Genomic DNA, 14,628 nt, shown 5'->3' with positions numbered 1-14,628 from the left:
ACATATCTTATGTACCATACATAAAAAAAGCCTACGAAATCTTACTGATTTCATAGGCTTAACATCAATTCATAGTAAGCGATAAATGGCTTCCCACGCTGCATCGACGCCTTCTCCAGTCTCAGATGAGAAAGGAATCAATGTATCTTGACCATCAAATTGCAACTTACGTTTAATCGCCGCGATATGTTTATCACGTTGACTCTTCTTGATTTTATCGAGTTTTGTCGCAACGACGATGACCGGTAGATCGTAATACTTCAAGAAATCATACATCGTCACATCGTCCGCAGACGGATCGTGTCGGATGTCGACGAGCTGTACGACACCTTTGAGGATTTCCCGTTGTGTGAAGTACTTCTCCATCATTTTGCCCCACGCTTCACGCTCCGTCTTTGAGACTTTCGCATATCCGTAACCCGGTACATCAACGAACATGACTTCATCATTGATGTTGAAGAAGTTCAAGGTTTGCGTTTTACCTGGTTTCGAAGATGTCCGCGCGAGTGCTTTACGCTGGACCAGTTTATTGATGAAAGAGGACTTTCCGACGTTCGATCGCCCAGCGAGTGCCACTTCTGGCAACAATGGCTCCGGATAATGTTCCGGATTGACGCCACTCGTAATAAAATCAGCTTTATAAATTTTCATGTTACTCTCCTTTTAATGCATGTTCGAGCACTTGCTCCATCGTCGCGACCGGAATGAATTCCATTCCTGCGCGGACGCTTTCCGGGATATCATCGATGTCCCGCGTATTGTCTTGCGGTAGTAGAACGGTCGTCAAGCCCGCACGGTGTGCTGCGAGTGACTTCTCCTTTAGTCCACCGATTGGTAAGACACGTCCACGCAACGTGATTTCACCCGTCATTCCGACGTCTCGGCGAACCGGACGTTTTGTTAAAGCGGAAATCAATGCTGTCGCGAGTGTGATCCCAGCAGATGGACCATCTTTTGGTACGGCACCCTCAGGAACGTGGATGTGAATGTCTTGCGTTTCGTAGAAGTTCGGTTCGATGCCAAGGGACGTCGCATTCGCTCGGACGAAGCTGTAGGCGGTCTGAGCCGACTCTTGCATGACATCACCGAGTTTCCCGGTTAACTGCAATTTCCCTTTACCCGGAGCAAGGCTGACTTCGATCGTCAACGTATCGCCCCCAAAAGCAGTATACGCTAAACCAGTCACCGCGCCAATCATATCTTCGAGCTCGCCTTGACCATAGCGGTAAATCGGTTTGCCTAGGAAATCGTCCAGATTACGCTTCGTCACCGTCACCCGTTTCTTCTCCCCCATCGCGATTTGTTTCGCTGCTTTCCGGCAAAGTGAGCCGAGGACACGTTCGAGATTCCGAACACCGGCTTCTCGCGTATAACGACGGACGACTTCTTCTAGCGCGTCTGCTTTGACCGTCAATTGACTCTTTTTCAGACCGTGTTCAGCCAGTTGCTTCGATAAGAGATGACGAACAGCGATCTCCGTCTTCTCTTGTTCCGTATAGCCACCGATTTGAATCAGTTCCATCCGGTCAAGCAACGGTCCGGGGATGTTCGAGACATCGTTCGCTGTCGCGATGAACAGGACATTCGATAAATCGAACGGTTCTTCGATATAGTGATCGGAGAAGCTGTTGTTTTGTTCTGGATCAAGAACTTCGAGCATCGCGGACGACGGATCACCACGGAAGTCATTTGACATCTTATCGATCTCATCGAGCAGGAAGACCGGGTTGTTCGTTCCTGCTTGTTTTAAACCGCGAATGATCCGTCCTGGCATCGCACCGATATACGTCCGGCGATGTCCACGGATTTCCGCTTCGTCGCGCACGCCACCAAGTGAGACACGGACGAACTTCCGCTCAAGTGCTGTAGCAATCGAACGGGCAAGCGACGTTTTCCCGACTCCTGGAGGACCAGAAAGACAAAGAATCGGTCCACGCAATGAGTCGGTCAATTGACGAACGGCAAGATACTCAAGGATTCGTTCTTTGACCTTCTCTAGACCGTAATGGTCCTTTTCAAGCTGTTCCGAAGCAGCTGAGACGTTCAAGAAATCATCGGTTGCTTCATTCCACGGCAATGAGAAGAACCATTCGAGATAGTTGCGAATGACCCCATGTTCGGGACTCGTCGCCGGTACGACCGCTAAACGACTGATTTCCTTCTCGACGTTCGCAACCGTCGTTTCTGGTAAATCAAGCATCGCAAGCTGCTCCCGGTATTTCGTCGCATCGCTTTCAACAGAAGCCGACTCGCCACCGAGTTCTTGTTGAATCGTCTTCAATTGTTCCCGCAAGTAATACTCGCGTTGCGATTGTTCAATCGTCTTCTTCGTCCGTTCACGCATCTCACGTTCGAGTTCGACGACTTCATATTCGTGTTTCATGACGTCAAGCAACATCAATCCTCGTTCGACCGGATCCTGTTGTTCGAGAAACTCCTGCTTCTTCGAAATATCGATTGGTAGCTTCGACGTGATATAGTCCGTCAATGAATCGAGGCGTTCGTATGTCTCGAACCGGCGACGTTCATCGGTTCCGATTCCTTTAATCCGGGAGACGAGTTGACCAAACTGTTCTTTGATGAGACGAACGAGCGCTTCTTGTTTCGCTCCTTTGATGTCCATCTTCTCGATTGGTTCGATGACAGCTTGATAACCCTCGTCCGTCTCCTCGACGTTTTCAATCCGGACGCGTTCCTTCCCGATGACGCGGACACGGACCGTATCATTCCCGAGTTCACTCATCTTCGCAATTTGAACGAGCGTCCCAACCTGATGCAGCCCGTCGACAGACGGCTCTGCTTCTGGATCACGTTGCGTGACGACGACGAGATCGATTTCGTGTTCCTTTGATGCAAGTAAGGCTTTCAAGGATACCGGACGCCCGACATCGATCGTCAATCCGATCAATGGATACGCGACAACACCGCGTAACGGTAAAAGTGGATATTGTTTTTTCTTCATTCGAATTCCTCCTAAACAAAAAGACTCGGAAAGGCGTACAAGTAGCCTCCGAGCCGATTTGTCACGGTGTTACGCCGTTTCTTTTTCTTTCCCATGTTCAATTGTACCATCTTTCAACTCAAGCGTTGGACCGCGTTTACCAGTCAACGTTTCTGCTGTAATGATGACTTTCGCGATGTCTTCACGCGATGGGATTTCGAACATGATATCAAGCATAGTTTCTTCGATGATGGAACGAAGACCACGTGCACCTGTTTTACGTTCGATTGCAAGTTTTGCAATCTCAAGAAGTGCATCTTCCGTGAAGTCGAGTTCGACATCATCAAGTTGAAGCATTTTCTTATATTGTTTCACGAGGGCGTTTTTCGGTTTCGTCAAGATTTGAACGAGTGCCTCTTCATCAAGTGGCTCGAGCGTCGCCATGACCGGCAAACGACCGATGAACTCTGGAATCAAACCGAACTTTTGAAGATCTTCTGGTAATGCAGCTGCCAGAATTTCTTTTTGTGTAAGGTTACGGTTCTCTGAATCGTTTCCGAATCCGATGACTTTTTTACCAAGACGACGTTTGATCGACTGATCGATACCATCGAATGCGCCACCAACGATGAACAAGATGTTCGTCGTATCGATTTGGATGAATTCTTGATGTGGGTGTTTCCGTCCACCTTGTGGCGGTACACTCGCAACCGTTCCTTCCAAAATCTTCAGCAAGGCTTGTTGGACACCCTCACCAGATACGTCACGTGTAATCGACGGATTTTCTGATTTACGAGCGATCTTATCGATCTCATCAATGTAGATGATTCCTTTTTCAGCCTTCTCAACATCATAGTCCGCTGCTTGGATGAGTTTCAACAGGATGTTCTCGACGTCTTCACCGACATAACCGGCTTCCGTCAAACTTGTTGCATCTGCAATCGCAAACGGTACGTTCAAGATACGTGCCATCGTTTGGGCAAGAAGTGTTTTACCGCTACCTGTTGGTCCAATCATGACGATGTTCGATTTCGAAAGCTCGACATCATCTGCGCGACCACCAGCATTGATTCGTTTGTAGTGATTATACATCGCTACAGACAACGACTTCTTCGCTTTTTCTTGACCGATGACATAATCGTCAAGTGTCGTACGAATTTCATGCGGTTTCGGAACATTCTTTAGCTCGACTTCTTCTTCAGTGCCGAGTTCTTCCTCTACGATTTCATTGCAGAGTTCGATACACTCGTCGCAAATGTAAACGCCAGGTCCAGCAACAAGTTTGCGTACTTGTTCTTGTGTCTTTCCACAGAAAGAACATTTTAGCTGACCTTTTTCTTCGTTAAATTTAAACATAAAGGTCCACCCCTTTAACGTGGAAATTGTATGGATGCCTGTAGCATCCCGTCTCACGTTTTACTATTTATGATTGTAGCATGAACAAGGAAAGTCTTTCAAATCCTGGACGAACGATTTACAGTTTGATGTTCTGAACCAAGGATCGTTTGTCCTTGTTTGACCTATCGTACAAAAAAATCGACTCCAAGACCAGAAATTGGGCTTGAAGTCGATCGAAAACCATGAAATGGCTTATTTTGCTTTTGCGTTGTCGACGAGAACATCGATAGCTTTACGGAATTGAAGATCGCCTTTAAGCGTTTCAAGACCACCTTGTGGTGCAAGCATCGTTTCAAGTTGATCTGCAGGGATGTTGTAGAGTTCTGACATTGATTGAAGTTCAGCTTGAGTTTCCTCATCTGTTACTTCGATTTTTTCGTCAGCAACGATTTGCTTGAGGACGAGACGTGCTTTAACGCGCTCTTCCGCTTGCTCTTTCATTTCAGAACGCATTGCCTCTTCTGTCGTTCCAGTCAACTGGAAGTACATGTTGAGGTCGATGCCTTGTGATTGAATACGTTGTGTGAACTCTTGAACCATACGCTCGACTTCGTTTTCGACCATGACTTCTGGAAGATCAACTGTCGCGTTTTTCGTAGCCGCTTCGACTAACTCATCGCGCATTGAAGCATCAGCTTCTTGTTTGCGTGTGTTTTCGAGACGCGTACGAATTTTTGTTTTCAACTCGTCGAGTGAAGAAACTTCTTCATCCATTTCTTTTGCGAACTCATCTGTCAATTCAGGGAGCTCTTGTGCTTTAACTTCGTGGATCGTTACTTTGAATGTAACTGGTTTTCCAGCGAGTGATGCTTCGTGGTATTCCTCTGGGAATGTCACTTCAAGATCTTTTTGCTCGCCAGTTTTTAAACCGACCATTTGCTCTTCGAATCCAGGAATGAAGTTTCCAGAACCGATGACGAGTGAGTAGTTCTCAGCAGTTCCGCCGTCGAATTGGTTTTCCCCATCGAAACCTGCGAAGTCGAATACGACTGTATCGCCATTCTCGATGACGCCATCTTCTTTAACGACGAGTTCTGCACCGCGTTCTTGTAATGTTTTGAGTTCAGCGTCGACGTCTTCGTCAGTAACGTTCGTTTCAACTGCTGTGTACTCAAGACCTTTGTACTCACCGAGTGTAGCTTCTGGCTCGATGACGAACGTGATTTTGAATTCGACTGGCTTGCCTTTTTCGAGTGTTTCAACGTCGATGTTCTCAAGCGCGATTGGCTCGATTCCTGATTCGACGACTGCACCTTCGATTGTGTCCTTGTAAAGGATATCGAGTGCATCTTGGTACAGTGCTTCTTCACCGTACATTTTGTTGAACATTGCGCGTGGCATTTTTCCTTTACGGAAACCAGGTGTGTTCAAAGTCTTAACGACTTTCTTGAACGCTTGGTCTACCGCTTTATCAAATGCTTCAGCAGGCGCTTCATACGTGAGGACGCCGAGGCTACCTGATTGTTTTTCCCATTTTGCAGTCATGCTGAGTCCCTCCAAAATTGTCAATTAGCGTACATGTGTGTACAACAAGTCACATTATAGCACAATCGTTCTGACGATTACCACTGTTGAACGAATCGTTTCCAGATGTCTCAATCGAAGTAAATCTGCTCGAATGCGATGACTTCTGGATAAAGGATATGTGCCGCTCGATATAACCGCTTCGCCAGCGGACTGAGGATACGTTCCGGTTCTTCACGTTCAAATGTCAGACCTGCGAGTTCTTCGCATGCTGCGAGCCACTTCTCCATATCTGATCCGATTCGTTCTCGTTCTTCAAGATGAATCAGTTGATCCGATCGCAAGACGAGCAACGCTCGGAACGGATCCATTCGCTCTAACGTATGCATCGATGCCAGTAACGCTTGTTGCTCCTGTTGATGTACCAGCAGGATTTCTTCTAAATCTTCGCGTGACGAGATCGTCCAGTCTACAGCTAAGTGTGGTACATGAATGCTTATCGGATATGGCACGTGATCAAGCACGCTTCCTAATAACTGATCAATGACGAGTAGACTTTGATGTTCGGTCTCTTGCGCCTGAAGATATTTCTGGGTGATATATGCAATGAGCTCAGAGGTCCGTTCGAATTCAATACCGGTCAAATGGCGCATTTGTTCGACCCAACTCCCATGTCGTAACACATGCATCAGTTCCGTTGCTGATGTTACCTCACGCTGCGCAACAGGGTTGTTTTGAACTGCCGGCTTTTGTTCGCGAACACGCATCTGTTGTTTGATTTCATCTAATCGAAGCGCGAGCCCATAAGGCAGATACGGTGACGCCGAGCGCAAAGCGAGTTTCATCGGATAACGTTCTCCGAGATCATAAAGAAAGAGTGCGAGCACTTGCTCGACACCCTCGACTTCAAGAAATCGTTCTGCCACTGTTTCAAATCGTTCACGGTCATGCATTAAGAGTGGTTGAATGACATAGAGCCGGTGTAATACATCTTCTCCTGTCAATTGGTCAGTCTCTAATTCCATAATCAATTGTTCTTGTCTAGAAGCGGGCAAACGAAGAATCCGCGCTCGTTCTACTTCTAGTTCATGTTCCATCCAGCGCGATGTCCCCATATTCCGGCACTCCTTCATGTTCAACTTCTTATTTCGTAAATGGATCGAGTAAAGACGTCCAGTTCGTGATCGCTTCTTGAAGTTGTCCCGCCTGCTCGATTCCTAATCGATTCAACGTATCTAATGAGACGTCAGCTTCAAGTAATCGAGCGATGTCTTCCGATTGATTCACGTACTGCTCGAGTTTTGCACTTAAATTCTGCAATTCTTGCGGCGGGTTTTCAAGTCCCGCTAATCGTTGATCGATTTGATCCAGTTCTTGATTGAACTGATCAATCGTTCCGTTTTCCTTTAACTTTTCGATTTGTTGATCAAGTGCTTGTTCAGGGTTCGCGGATTCACGCGCTGTCGTAGCAGCCTCATTCAAGGAAGCCGACAAATCTGACGTGACTTGTGCCGTATCTTTTGCAATGCCTTGAAGTTCTCCAGCGTAATCGACACTATTTTTTACATCGTTGACTTGTTGTTTTGCATCGTCGACTGTATTTGAAATCTCACTACATCCAGCAAGAAACGTACTTAGCATAAGGACTGCTCCAACTTTCTTCCACATAGCATTCATCCCTTTCGAGTTCATGATACCTTAATTATAATCGAAAATCGGAATAAAAAAAAGAGACCACCCTCGTAAGGGCAGTCTCTATTTTAATTATAGCGTCCCAAGAGGGATTCGAACCCCCGACCGACGGCTTAGAAGGCCGTTGCTCTATCCTGCTGAGCTATTGGGACGTGTCAACACGAATAAACTATACTAGAACAATTCTTTCGTGTCAATCACATTACAAACATTGCAATTATTATATCACAAAAATGTCCCGTCCAGATGAAGGGCATTTACCGGGTCACCGTTCACATTAAGAAAATCGACAGAATAACGGTTTTGATCCACTTCAAGAATCGCATACGTCTTGTCTGGTCGATGACGTGGCATCCGGATTGAACCTGGATTGATGAATAACACACCGTCCCGATATTCAGCCTTCGCCACATGGGAATGACCATATAAGACGATGTCCGCCTGCTTTTCCTTCGCATGATGCTGTAAGACATCTAGACTGTATTTGACGTCCTGCCGATGCCCGTGGACACAGAGGATGGTATGACCATCCATTTCCGATACGACTTCTTCCGGAAAATCGTGTCCGTAATCGCAATTCCCTCGCACAACACGATATGGATATAATGATTCGATGTCGCGCGTCAATTGGGAGTCCCCACAATGAAATGCCGCATCTACGTCTTGGTGACGTTCGAATATCGTAAGCAGTTCTTGTTCTAGTCCATGACTATCACTAACGATCAACGCTCTCATCTTCATCACACTCCTAAGAAAGTAGTTAAGTCCTGTTCGAGCTTGCGCAATGCATTGCCACGATGACTAATCATCGCTTTTTCTTCTTTCGTCAATTCAGCAGCCGTCTGTCCGCTTTCTGTGACGAACAATGGATCATAACCGAAACCGTTCGAACCCGACGCCTCAAAACCGATTCGCCCTTCCATCGTTCCACGAACCGTCAATGTCTCACCCGTTGGTTTCGCTAGCGCGAGTACACAAACGAAGCGCGCCGTCCGCTCTTCCTCCGGAACACCTTCTAACTTTTCAAGTAGTAGAGCATTGTTCGCCGCATCCGACTTTTCAAGTCCCGCGAAGCGTGCTGAGTAGACGCCGGGAGCGCCATCTAAAGCATCGACTTCAAGACCTGAATCATCAGCAAGTACCGCGTGGCCAAAGTAGGCTGCTGCCTCTGTTGCTTTTAAAAGTGCATTCTCCTCGAATGTCTCACCTGTTTCATCCGTTTCCGGAGCATCGGCGTGATCGAGTAACGACTCGACCGTATAACCGAGACGACCCAGCATGCTTTCAAGTTCCTTCACTTTACCTGCATTGTGTGTTGCGACGATGACCTTCATCTATGTTCCCCCACTTCTTCTCCTACATACCACCAAGAGACACCGAGTGCCTCACGGCCAGCCTCAATCAGTTCCTTAATACCTTTTTCCCCAAGTTCGAGCATTTCGAGCATCTCTTGACGGGAAAATGTCGACTCTTCTCCTGTTGCTTGCATCTCGACGATTTTACCCGATGAGGTCATGACGAGATTGAAGTCGACTTCCGCCGCAGCGTCCTCTTCATAGCATAGATCGAGCAAGACATTCGACTCGACGATTCCAACCGAGATGGCTGCGATGCCCTCTTTGATCGGTGTATCTGTCAGTTTTCCCGCTTGAATCAATTGATCGACTGCTCGGACGAGTGCCAAAAAACCACCAGTGATCGATGCCGTTCGTGTACCGCCATCTGCCTGAATAACGTCACAATCGATCCAGATCGTTCGTTCCCCGAGCTTCTCTAAATCAACGACGGCCCGAAGCGAGCGGCTGATCAGACGTTGGATTTCCATCGTCCGTCCCGTCTGTTTGCCGCGGACGGCTTCTCGTGCGGTCCGCTGAGCCGTCGCACGCGGCAACATCGAATATTCCGCATTGATCCAGCCCTGGCGTTTACCGCGAAGGAACGGTGGCACCTTCTCCTCGACGGTCGCCGTACAGAGGACTTTCGTATCTCCCAGTTCAATCAAGACAGAACCTTCTGCGTGTTTATTGACATCAATCGATAATTGAATAGGACGGAGATCATCCGCCGTTCGTTGGTCTATCCGCATTTAATCTTCCTCCGTTCCAAGCACGATGCGCTCCGCATGGATGGTCTGATCGAGCCAGTCCGTCGCAATCTGATCAAATGAGCGGATATCGCCTGTCGCGTAATAACGATGTTCCGGAATTTGTGTCACATCTGCTGAAATCGTATTGTAATCAAGTAGTGCTGCTACCTCGAGCGCTGTCTCGTCTCCTGAAGAGATTAGCTGGACGCCTGGTCCGATGACCCGTCCAATCACATCTGCTAGAAGCGGGTAATGGGTGCACCCGAGGATCAATGTATCCATATCGTAATTCATCAATGGTCGTAATGTATTGGCAACGACACGTTCGACGTACGCACCATCTGTCTGCATCGACTCGACGAGCGGAACGAATGGCGGGCACGCTAACGATTCGACGACGACTTGCCCTTCGACGTGGCGTAACGCCTTCTCGTAGGAATTACTTGTAATCGTCATCTTCGTTCCAATGACACCGATTCGTTTCGTACGCGTCACCTTAACTGCCGCGCGGGCTCCCGGATCAATGACACCGATGACAGGTATATTTAAACGTTCTCGCGCTTCTTTTAAGACGACAGCCGTGGCTGTGTTACAGGCGATCACGATCAATTTCACATCTTGTTGCACGAGATAATCAATCATCTCCCACGTAAACTCACGAATCTCTTCTTCTGGACGAGGACCATACGGACACCGCAATGTATCCCCGACATAGATGATTCGCTCATGGGGCAACTGTCGCATCAATTCACGTGCGACCGTCAACCCACCGACTCCGGAATCCAGTACTCCAATCGCTCGATTCACTCTTCTCCACCTCTTTCTCTCTTTCCTATGGTAACAAAAAAGGACGACGGTGCAAGACCGGCGTCCGAGAATGTACGATTACAGGATTACTGAGCAAGACCTTCGCTAGTCAGCATATCTGAAAGAGTCGTGATTGCTTCAGAAGCATCGTCACCGTTTGCAACGATTTTGATATCTGAATCTTTCGCGATTCCGAGTGAAAGAACACCCATGATTGACTTCAAGTTGACAGTCTTCCCGTTGTATTCCAAGTTGATGTCTGATTGGAATTTAGAAGCTGTGTTGACGAGCTGAGTAGCCGGACGAGCGTGAATGCCTGAATCCGCGATGACTTTGAATGTTTTTTCCATGATTAAGAAATCTCCCTTCACTAATAACGTACTAGTGAGTCGTTTTCGAATATGTGAACTCATTATCAAATGATAACGGATTCGAATCGATTCTGCAAGGAATTTTTATACGCTTCACTCCATGGGAATGCTTTCCCCGAACGATCGATTTGTACCATAGATGTCCGTCCCGTGAACATCAATTCACCTTGCTCATCAAATGCCGCATAGTGGACGTCACACGATGCACTACCGACATGTACCGGATACGCATAGACAGCGAGACGCGCTCGTGGATAGACTTGGCGAATATAGTTACACTGAGCATCGGCGACGACGATAATGCCGTCTTCTGCAAGCGAATATCCTGTTTCCTCTAACATCAATGTCCGAACGTCTTCAAAATAGACGAACGGTACTCGGTTATTCATATGACCATAGGCATCCGTCTCCGCAAAACGAACAGCGACGTCGAGTCGTGTGCCATGTTTCATCTGTTCAAGCCATGACTCAAGTTCTGGAATATAAGCTGGTACGCGCACAATGAGTTCCTCCTGTCTGAATGAAAAAAGAAGGAGCAAGCTCCTTCTTTGATAAATCATGAACTAACGGCTTCACCTGTTCGTCCTTCGTCACTACCGAAGAACTTTTTGAATGAATGAAGTGTCGTCTGACGGTTCATCGCCGCGATTGAAGTCGTCAGCGGAATCCCTTTCGGACAAACCTCAACACAGTTTTGAGCGTTACCGCACTGCATGATCCCGCCATCTTCCATTAACGCTTCAAGGCGTTCTTCCTTGTGGAAGGCACCTGTCGGATGCGAGTTGAATAGACGAACTTGTGAAATCGATGCTGGTCCGATGAATGTCGAACGATCGTTGACGTTCGGACATGCCTCGAGACACACACCACACGTCATACATTTCGATAACTCATATGCCCATTGACGTTTGTTCTCTGGCATCCGTGGTCCTGGACCTAAGTCGTACGTTCCATCGATCGGGACCCATGCTTTGACTTTCTTCAGCGCATCGAACATGCGTTGACGGTCGACTTGAAGGTCACGAACGATCGGGAACGTCTGCATAGGTTGAAGGCGGATCGGTTGTTCGAGTTTATCAACGAGTGCCGTACACGACTGACGTGGTGTACCGTTGATGACCATCGAACAAGCGCCACAGACTTCTTCTAGACAACCCATGTCCCAGTTGATCGGTGTCGTTTTTTCACCGGCTGCATTCACAGGGTTCCGGCGAATCTCCATTAAAGCAGAGATGACGTTCATGTTCGGACGGTACGGAATTTCAAACGCTTCATCATACGGTTTACCATCAGGTCCATCTTGACGTTGAACGATGAATTGAACCGATTTTTGCGTAGTAGATGATTCGAGTGGTGTCGCCATTATGCTTTCACCTCTTTCTTCGACTTCTTGCTGTAATCGCGTTTCCGTGGTGGAATCAACGACGTGTCGACGTCTTCATAGAAGATTTCCGGATGACCGTTCGTGTAACGTGCCATCGTCGTCTTCAAGAACTGTTCATCATTACGTTCCGGGAAGTCCGGTTTATAGTGCGCTCCGCGACTCTCGTCACGTTTTAAAGCACCGAGCGTGATTGCTTCAGCTAGGTCGAGCATGTGATCGAGCTGACGGATGAACGATGCCCCTTGGTTACTCCAACGTGCTGTATCCGTTGCCGAGATGCGTGTGAAGCGATCGCGGAGTTCCTTGATTTTTGTCAGTGTCTCTTCGAGCTTATCGTTGTACCGGACGACCGTGACGTTATCCGTCATGATTTCTCCAAGCTCACGGTGGATTTGATATGCGTTTTCCGTACCTTCCATTGATAGGATATCGTTGAAGCGGTTGATTTCTTCGATTTTATGCGCTTCGACCACGTCCTCACTCATCTCATGAACCGATGTCTCGAGTTCATTCATATAAGCAATGGCTGATGGTCCAGCGACCATTCCGCCGTATACCGCAGAGAGAAGTGAGTTCGCTCCGAGACGGTTACCACCATGCATCGAATAATCACATTCACCAGCTGCGAACAATCCAGGGATGTTCGTCATTTGATCGTAGTCGACCCATAGTCCACCCATTGAGTAGTGAACAGCAGGGAATATCTTCATTGGTACTTTTCGTGGATCGTCACCGACGAACTTCTCGTAGATTTCAAGGATCCCACCGAGTTTGACGTCAAGTTCTTTTGCGTCTTTATGCGATAGATCCAGATAGACCATGTTCTCCCCGTTGACGCCGAGTTTTTGATTGACACAGACGTCGAAAATCTCACGTGTCGCGATATCCCGTGGAACAAGGTTTCCGTATGCCGGATATTTCTCTTCGAGGAAATACCAAGGCTTACCGTCTTTATACGTCCAGACGCGACCACCCTCACCTCGTGCTGATTCACTCATGAGACGTAACTTATCGTCTCCAGGAATCGCTGTCGGGTGAATTTGGATGAATTCACCGTTCGCATAGATCGCACCTTGACGATAGACAGCAGCTGCAGCTTGTCCTGTGTTGATGACCGAGTTCGTCGATTTTCCGAAGATGACCCCAGGACCACCCGTCGCGAGGATGACAGAATCCGCGGCAAATGCCTCGATTTCCATCGTCCGGAGGTTTTGACAAACTGCTCCACGACAGATGCCATTGTCATCGATGATGGCACGAAGGAATTCCCATCCTTCATATTTTTCTACCAAACCTTGCGCTTCGAACTTACGAACCTGTTCATCTAATGCGTACAACAGTTGTTGTCCTGTCGTCGCTCCAGCGTATGCCGTCCGGTGATGCAACGTTCCGCCGAAACGTCGGAAGTCGAGTAAGCCTTCCGGTGTCCGGTTGAACATGACGCCCATCCGGTCGAACATATGAATGATTTTCGGCGCTGCTTCCGCCATTTTTTGAACAGGTGGTTGATTTGCGAGGAAGTCCCCACCGTATACCGTGTCATCGAAATGCTGGTATGGTGAATCGCCTTCCCCTTTTGTATTGACCGCTCCGTTGATGCCACCTTGTGCACAAACAGAGTGTGAGCGTTTGACGGGTACGAGTGAGAATAACTTAACTGGTACGCCTTGCTCCGCTGCTTTTATCGTAGCCATCAGACCGGCAAGCCCTCCGCCGATGATGACAAGATTCTTGTTCGCCATGTTGTCAGTTCCCCTTTCCTTACAACACGCCTGCAAACGTTAAGATCGAGCGTACGCCTACAAACGATAAACCGATGAATACGAGTGCTGCCACGTAAGACATCGCCCGTTGAGATGCTGGTGACTGCGTGATTCCCCATGTGATGCAGAACGTCCAAAGTCCGTTCGCAAGGTGGAATGTCGTCGCCAAGATCCCGACGATATAGAACGCGAGCATGAATCCGTTATCGACGATGTTCTGCATCATGCTTGCATCGACTGGTGTTCCCATCGCAGCGGCAATCCGTGTTTCCCAAACGTGCCACGTGATGAACACGACAAGGAATACACCGCTGAACCGTTGCAGTACATACATCCAGTTCCGGAAGTATGTATAACGCCCTGTGTTCGCAGATCCGGTGAATGCGATGTACACACCGTAGACACCATGCAAGATGATTGGAATGAAGATGACAAAGATCTCTAAGAACAATCGATACGGAACGTTCCCCACGAATTCCGCGGCCTTATTGAAGTCTTCCTCACCACGTACGATGAAGTAGTTCGTCGTTAAGTGCGAAAGTAAAAATAACCCGATTGGAATGACGCCGAGCAGTGAGTGTATTTTACGACTCACGAAATCACGATGATTCGCCATCCAAATCCCCCCTTTTGTTTGCCAATCAACCGTTGGCGCATTTTGGTAGAAAAGCGCTTTCATAAGGAAATTCGTCTTTTCATCACTTATTCTACTCCTGTCCTTT

Annotated in this window: 15 protein-coding genes and 1 tRNA gene; all 16 read right to left on the bottom strand. The window is 47.8% G+C overall.

Translation table 11 applies throughout. From position 1 onward, the window contains the following. Positions 1–69 precede the first annotated feature (69 nt). Positions 70–651 (bottom strand): ribosome biogenesis GTP-binding protein YihA/YsxC, encoded by a 582-nt coding sequence (yihA, locus tag KNQ14_RS03250; protein ID WP_023468975.1) that lies wholly within the window; start codon positions 649–651, stop codon positions 70–72. A 1-nt stretch (position 652) separates the two neighbouring features. After that, positions 653–2,962: an endopeptidase La gene (gene lon / locus KNQ14_RS03245; RefSeq protein ID WP_023468976.1), complete on the bottom strand. Its 2,310-nt coding sequence runs from the start codon at positions 2,960–2,962 to the stop codon at positions 653–655. Between the two features lie 69 nt (positions 2,963–3,031). Next, complete coding sequence (clpX, locus tag KNQ14_RS03240; RefSeq protein WP_023468977.1) at positions 3,032–4,297, bottom strand: ATP-dependent protease ATP-binding subunit ClpX; 1,266 nt, start codon at positions 4,295–4,297, stop codon at positions 3,032–3,034. A gap of 234 nt (positions 4,298–4,531) precedes the next feature. Beyond that, positions 4,532–5,824, bottom strand: a complete 1,293-nt coding sequence (gene tig / locus KNQ14_RS03235) for a trigger factor (protein ID WP_029342286.1) — start codon at positions 5,822–5,824, stop codon at positions 4,532–4,534. A gap of 110 nt (positions 5,825–5,934) precedes the next feature. Beyond that, on the bottom strand, positions 5,935–6,918 hold the full coding sequence (locus KNQ14_RS03230) for a hypothetical protein (RefSeq protein ID WP_214859616.1): 984 nt from the start codon (positions 6,916–6,918) through the stop codon (positions 5,935–5,937). A 28-nt stretch (positions 6,919–6,946) separates the two neighbouring features. Further along, positions 6,947–7,444: a hypothetical protein gene (locus KNQ14_RS03225; RefSeq protein WP_235147586.1), complete on the bottom strand. Its 498-nt coding sequence runs from the start codon at positions 7,442–7,444 to the stop codon at positions 6,947–6,949. A gap of 129 nt (positions 7,445–7,573) precedes the next feature. Continuing rightward, positions 7,574–7,647, bottom strand: a tRNA-Arg gene (locus KNQ14_RS03220). Between the two features lie 73 nt (positions 7,648–7,720). Beyond that, a complete protein-coding gene (locus tag KNQ14_RS03215; protein ID WP_023468981.1) occupies positions 7,721–8,230 on the bottom strand; it encodes a metallophosphoesterase family protein in 510 nt (169 codons plus the stop codon). Positions 8,231–8,235: 5 nt separating this feature from the next. Then, positions 8,236–8,829, bottom strand: coding sequence for an XTP/dITP diphosphatase (locus KNQ14_RS03210; protein ID WP_023468982.1), 594 nt, complete (start codon positions 8,827–8,829; stop codon positions 8,236–8,238). Then, the gene (gene rph, locus KNQ14_RS03205; RefSeq protein WP_023468983.1) at positions 8,826–9,581 is read right to left on the bottom strand and encodes a ribonuclease PH; all 756 of its coding nucleotides are present in this window, start codon (positions 9,579–9,581) and stop codon (positions 8,826–8,828) included. The genes KNQ14_RS03210 and rph overlap by 4 nt, the downstream gene beginning before the upstream one ends. Beyond that, the gene (gene racE, locus KNQ14_RS03200; protein ID WP_023468984.1) at positions 9,582–10,388 is read right to left on the bottom strand and encodes a glutamate racemase; all 807 of its coding nucleotides are present in this window, start codon (positions 10,386–10,388) and stop codon (positions 9,582–9,584) included. An 86-nt stretch (positions 10,389–10,474) separates the two neighbouring features. Further along, complete coding sequence (locus tag KNQ14_RS03195; RefSeq protein ID WP_012371023.1) at positions 10,475–10,738, bottom strand: phosphocarrier protein HPr; 264 nt, start codon at positions 10,736–10,738, stop codon at positions 10,475–10,477. Positions 10,739–10,803: 65 nt separating this feature from the next. After that, entirely contained in the window at positions 10,804–11,259 is a 456-nt protein-coding gene (locus tag KNQ14_RS03190; protein ID WP_023468985.1) for an acyl-CoA thioesterase, read from the bottom strand. 56 nt (positions 11,260–11,315) lie between these two features. Next, positions 11,316–12,122: a succinate dehydrogenase iron-sulfur subunit gene (sdhB, locus tag KNQ14_RS03185; RefSeq protein WP_023468986.1), complete on the bottom strand. Its 807-nt coding sequence runs from the start codon at positions 12,120–12,122 to the stop codon at positions 11,316–11,318. Next, positions 12,122–13,885: a succinate dehydrogenase flavoprotein subunit gene (gene sdhA, locus KNQ14_RS03180; RefSeq protein ID WP_023468987.1), complete on the bottom strand. Its 1,764-nt coding sequence runs from the start codon at positions 13,883–13,885 to the stop codon at positions 12,122–12,124. Before sdhA ends, sdhB begins: the two co-directional genes overlap by 1 nt. Positions 13,886–13,904: 19 nt before the next feature. Beyond that, positions 13,905–14,522, bottom strand: coding sequence for a succinate dehydrogenase cytochrome b558 subunit (locus KNQ14_RS03175; protein ID WP_029342294.1), 618 nt, complete (start codon positions 14,520–14,522; stop codon positions 13,905–13,907). Positions 14,523–14,628: the final 106 nt, after the last annotated feature.

The organism is Exiguobacterium sp. s161 (genome assembly GCF_018619045.1).
Taxonomy (GTDB): domain Bacteria; phylum Bacillota; class Bacilli; order Exiguobacteriales; family Exiguobacteriaceae; genus Exiguobacterium_A; species Exiguobacterium_A indicum.
The sequence above is the reverse complement of the archived record's forward strand: the minus strand, read 5'-3'. Positions and strand labels throughout refer to the sequence as shown.

What these genes read in the sequence shown, in the direction of transcription:
- KNQ14_RS03230 (WP_214859616.1), bottom strand. Translation starts at nt 6,918, where the DNA reads ATGGGGACATCGCGCTGGATGGAACATGAACTAGAAGTAGAACGAGCG.
- KNQ14_RS03210 (WP_023468982.1), bottom strand. Translation starts at nt 8,829, where the DNA reads ATGAAGGTCATCGTCGCAACACACAATGCAGGTAAAGTGAAGGAACTT.
- sdhA (WP_023468987.1), bottom strand. Translation starts at nt 13,885, where the DNA reads ATGGCGAACAAGAATCTTGTCATCATCGGCGGAGGGCTTGCCGGTCTG.
- yihA (WP_023468975.1), bottom strand. Translation starts at nt 651, where the DNA reads ATGAAAATTTATAAAGCTGATTTTATTACGAGTGGCGTCAATCCGGAA.
- KNQ14_RS03215 (WP_023468981.1), bottom strand. Translation starts at nt 8,230, where the DNA reads ATGAGAGCGTTGATCGTTAGTGATAGTCATGGACTAGAACAAGAACTG.
- KNQ14_RS03225 (WP_235147586.1), bottom strand. Translation starts at nt 7,444, where the DNA reads ATGCTAAGTACGTTTCTTGCTGGATGTAGTGAGATTTCAAATACAGTC.
- KNQ14_RS03175 (WP_029342294.1), bottom strand. Translation starts at nt 14,522, where the DNA reads ATGGCGAATCATCGTGATTTCGTGAGTCGTAAAATACACTCACTGCTC.
- KNQ14_RS03195 (WP_012371023.1), bottom strand. Translation starts at nt 10,738, where the DNA reads ATGGAAAAAACATTCAAAGTCATCGCGGATTCAGGCATTCACGCTCGT.
- lon (WP_023468976.1), bottom strand. Translation starts at nt 2,962, where the DNA reads ATGAAGAAAAAACAATATCCACTTTTACCGTTACGCGGTGTTGTCGCG.
- clpX (WP_023468977.1), bottom strand. Translation starts at nt 4,297, where the DNA reads ATGTTTAAATTTAACGAAGAAAAAGGTCAGCTAAAATGTTCTTTCTGT.
- sdhB (WP_023468986.1), bottom strand. Translation starts at nt 12,122, where the DNA reads ATGGCGACACCACTCGAATCATCTACTACGCAAAAATCGGTTCAATTC.
- tig (WP_029342286.1), bottom strand. Translation starts at nt 5,824, where the DNA reads ATGACTGCAAAATGGGAAAAACAATCAGGTAGCCTCGGCGTCCTCACG.
- rph (WP_023468983.1), bottom strand. Translation starts at nt 9,581, where the DNA reads ATGCGGATAGACCAACGAACGGCGGATGATCTCCGTCCTATTCAATTA.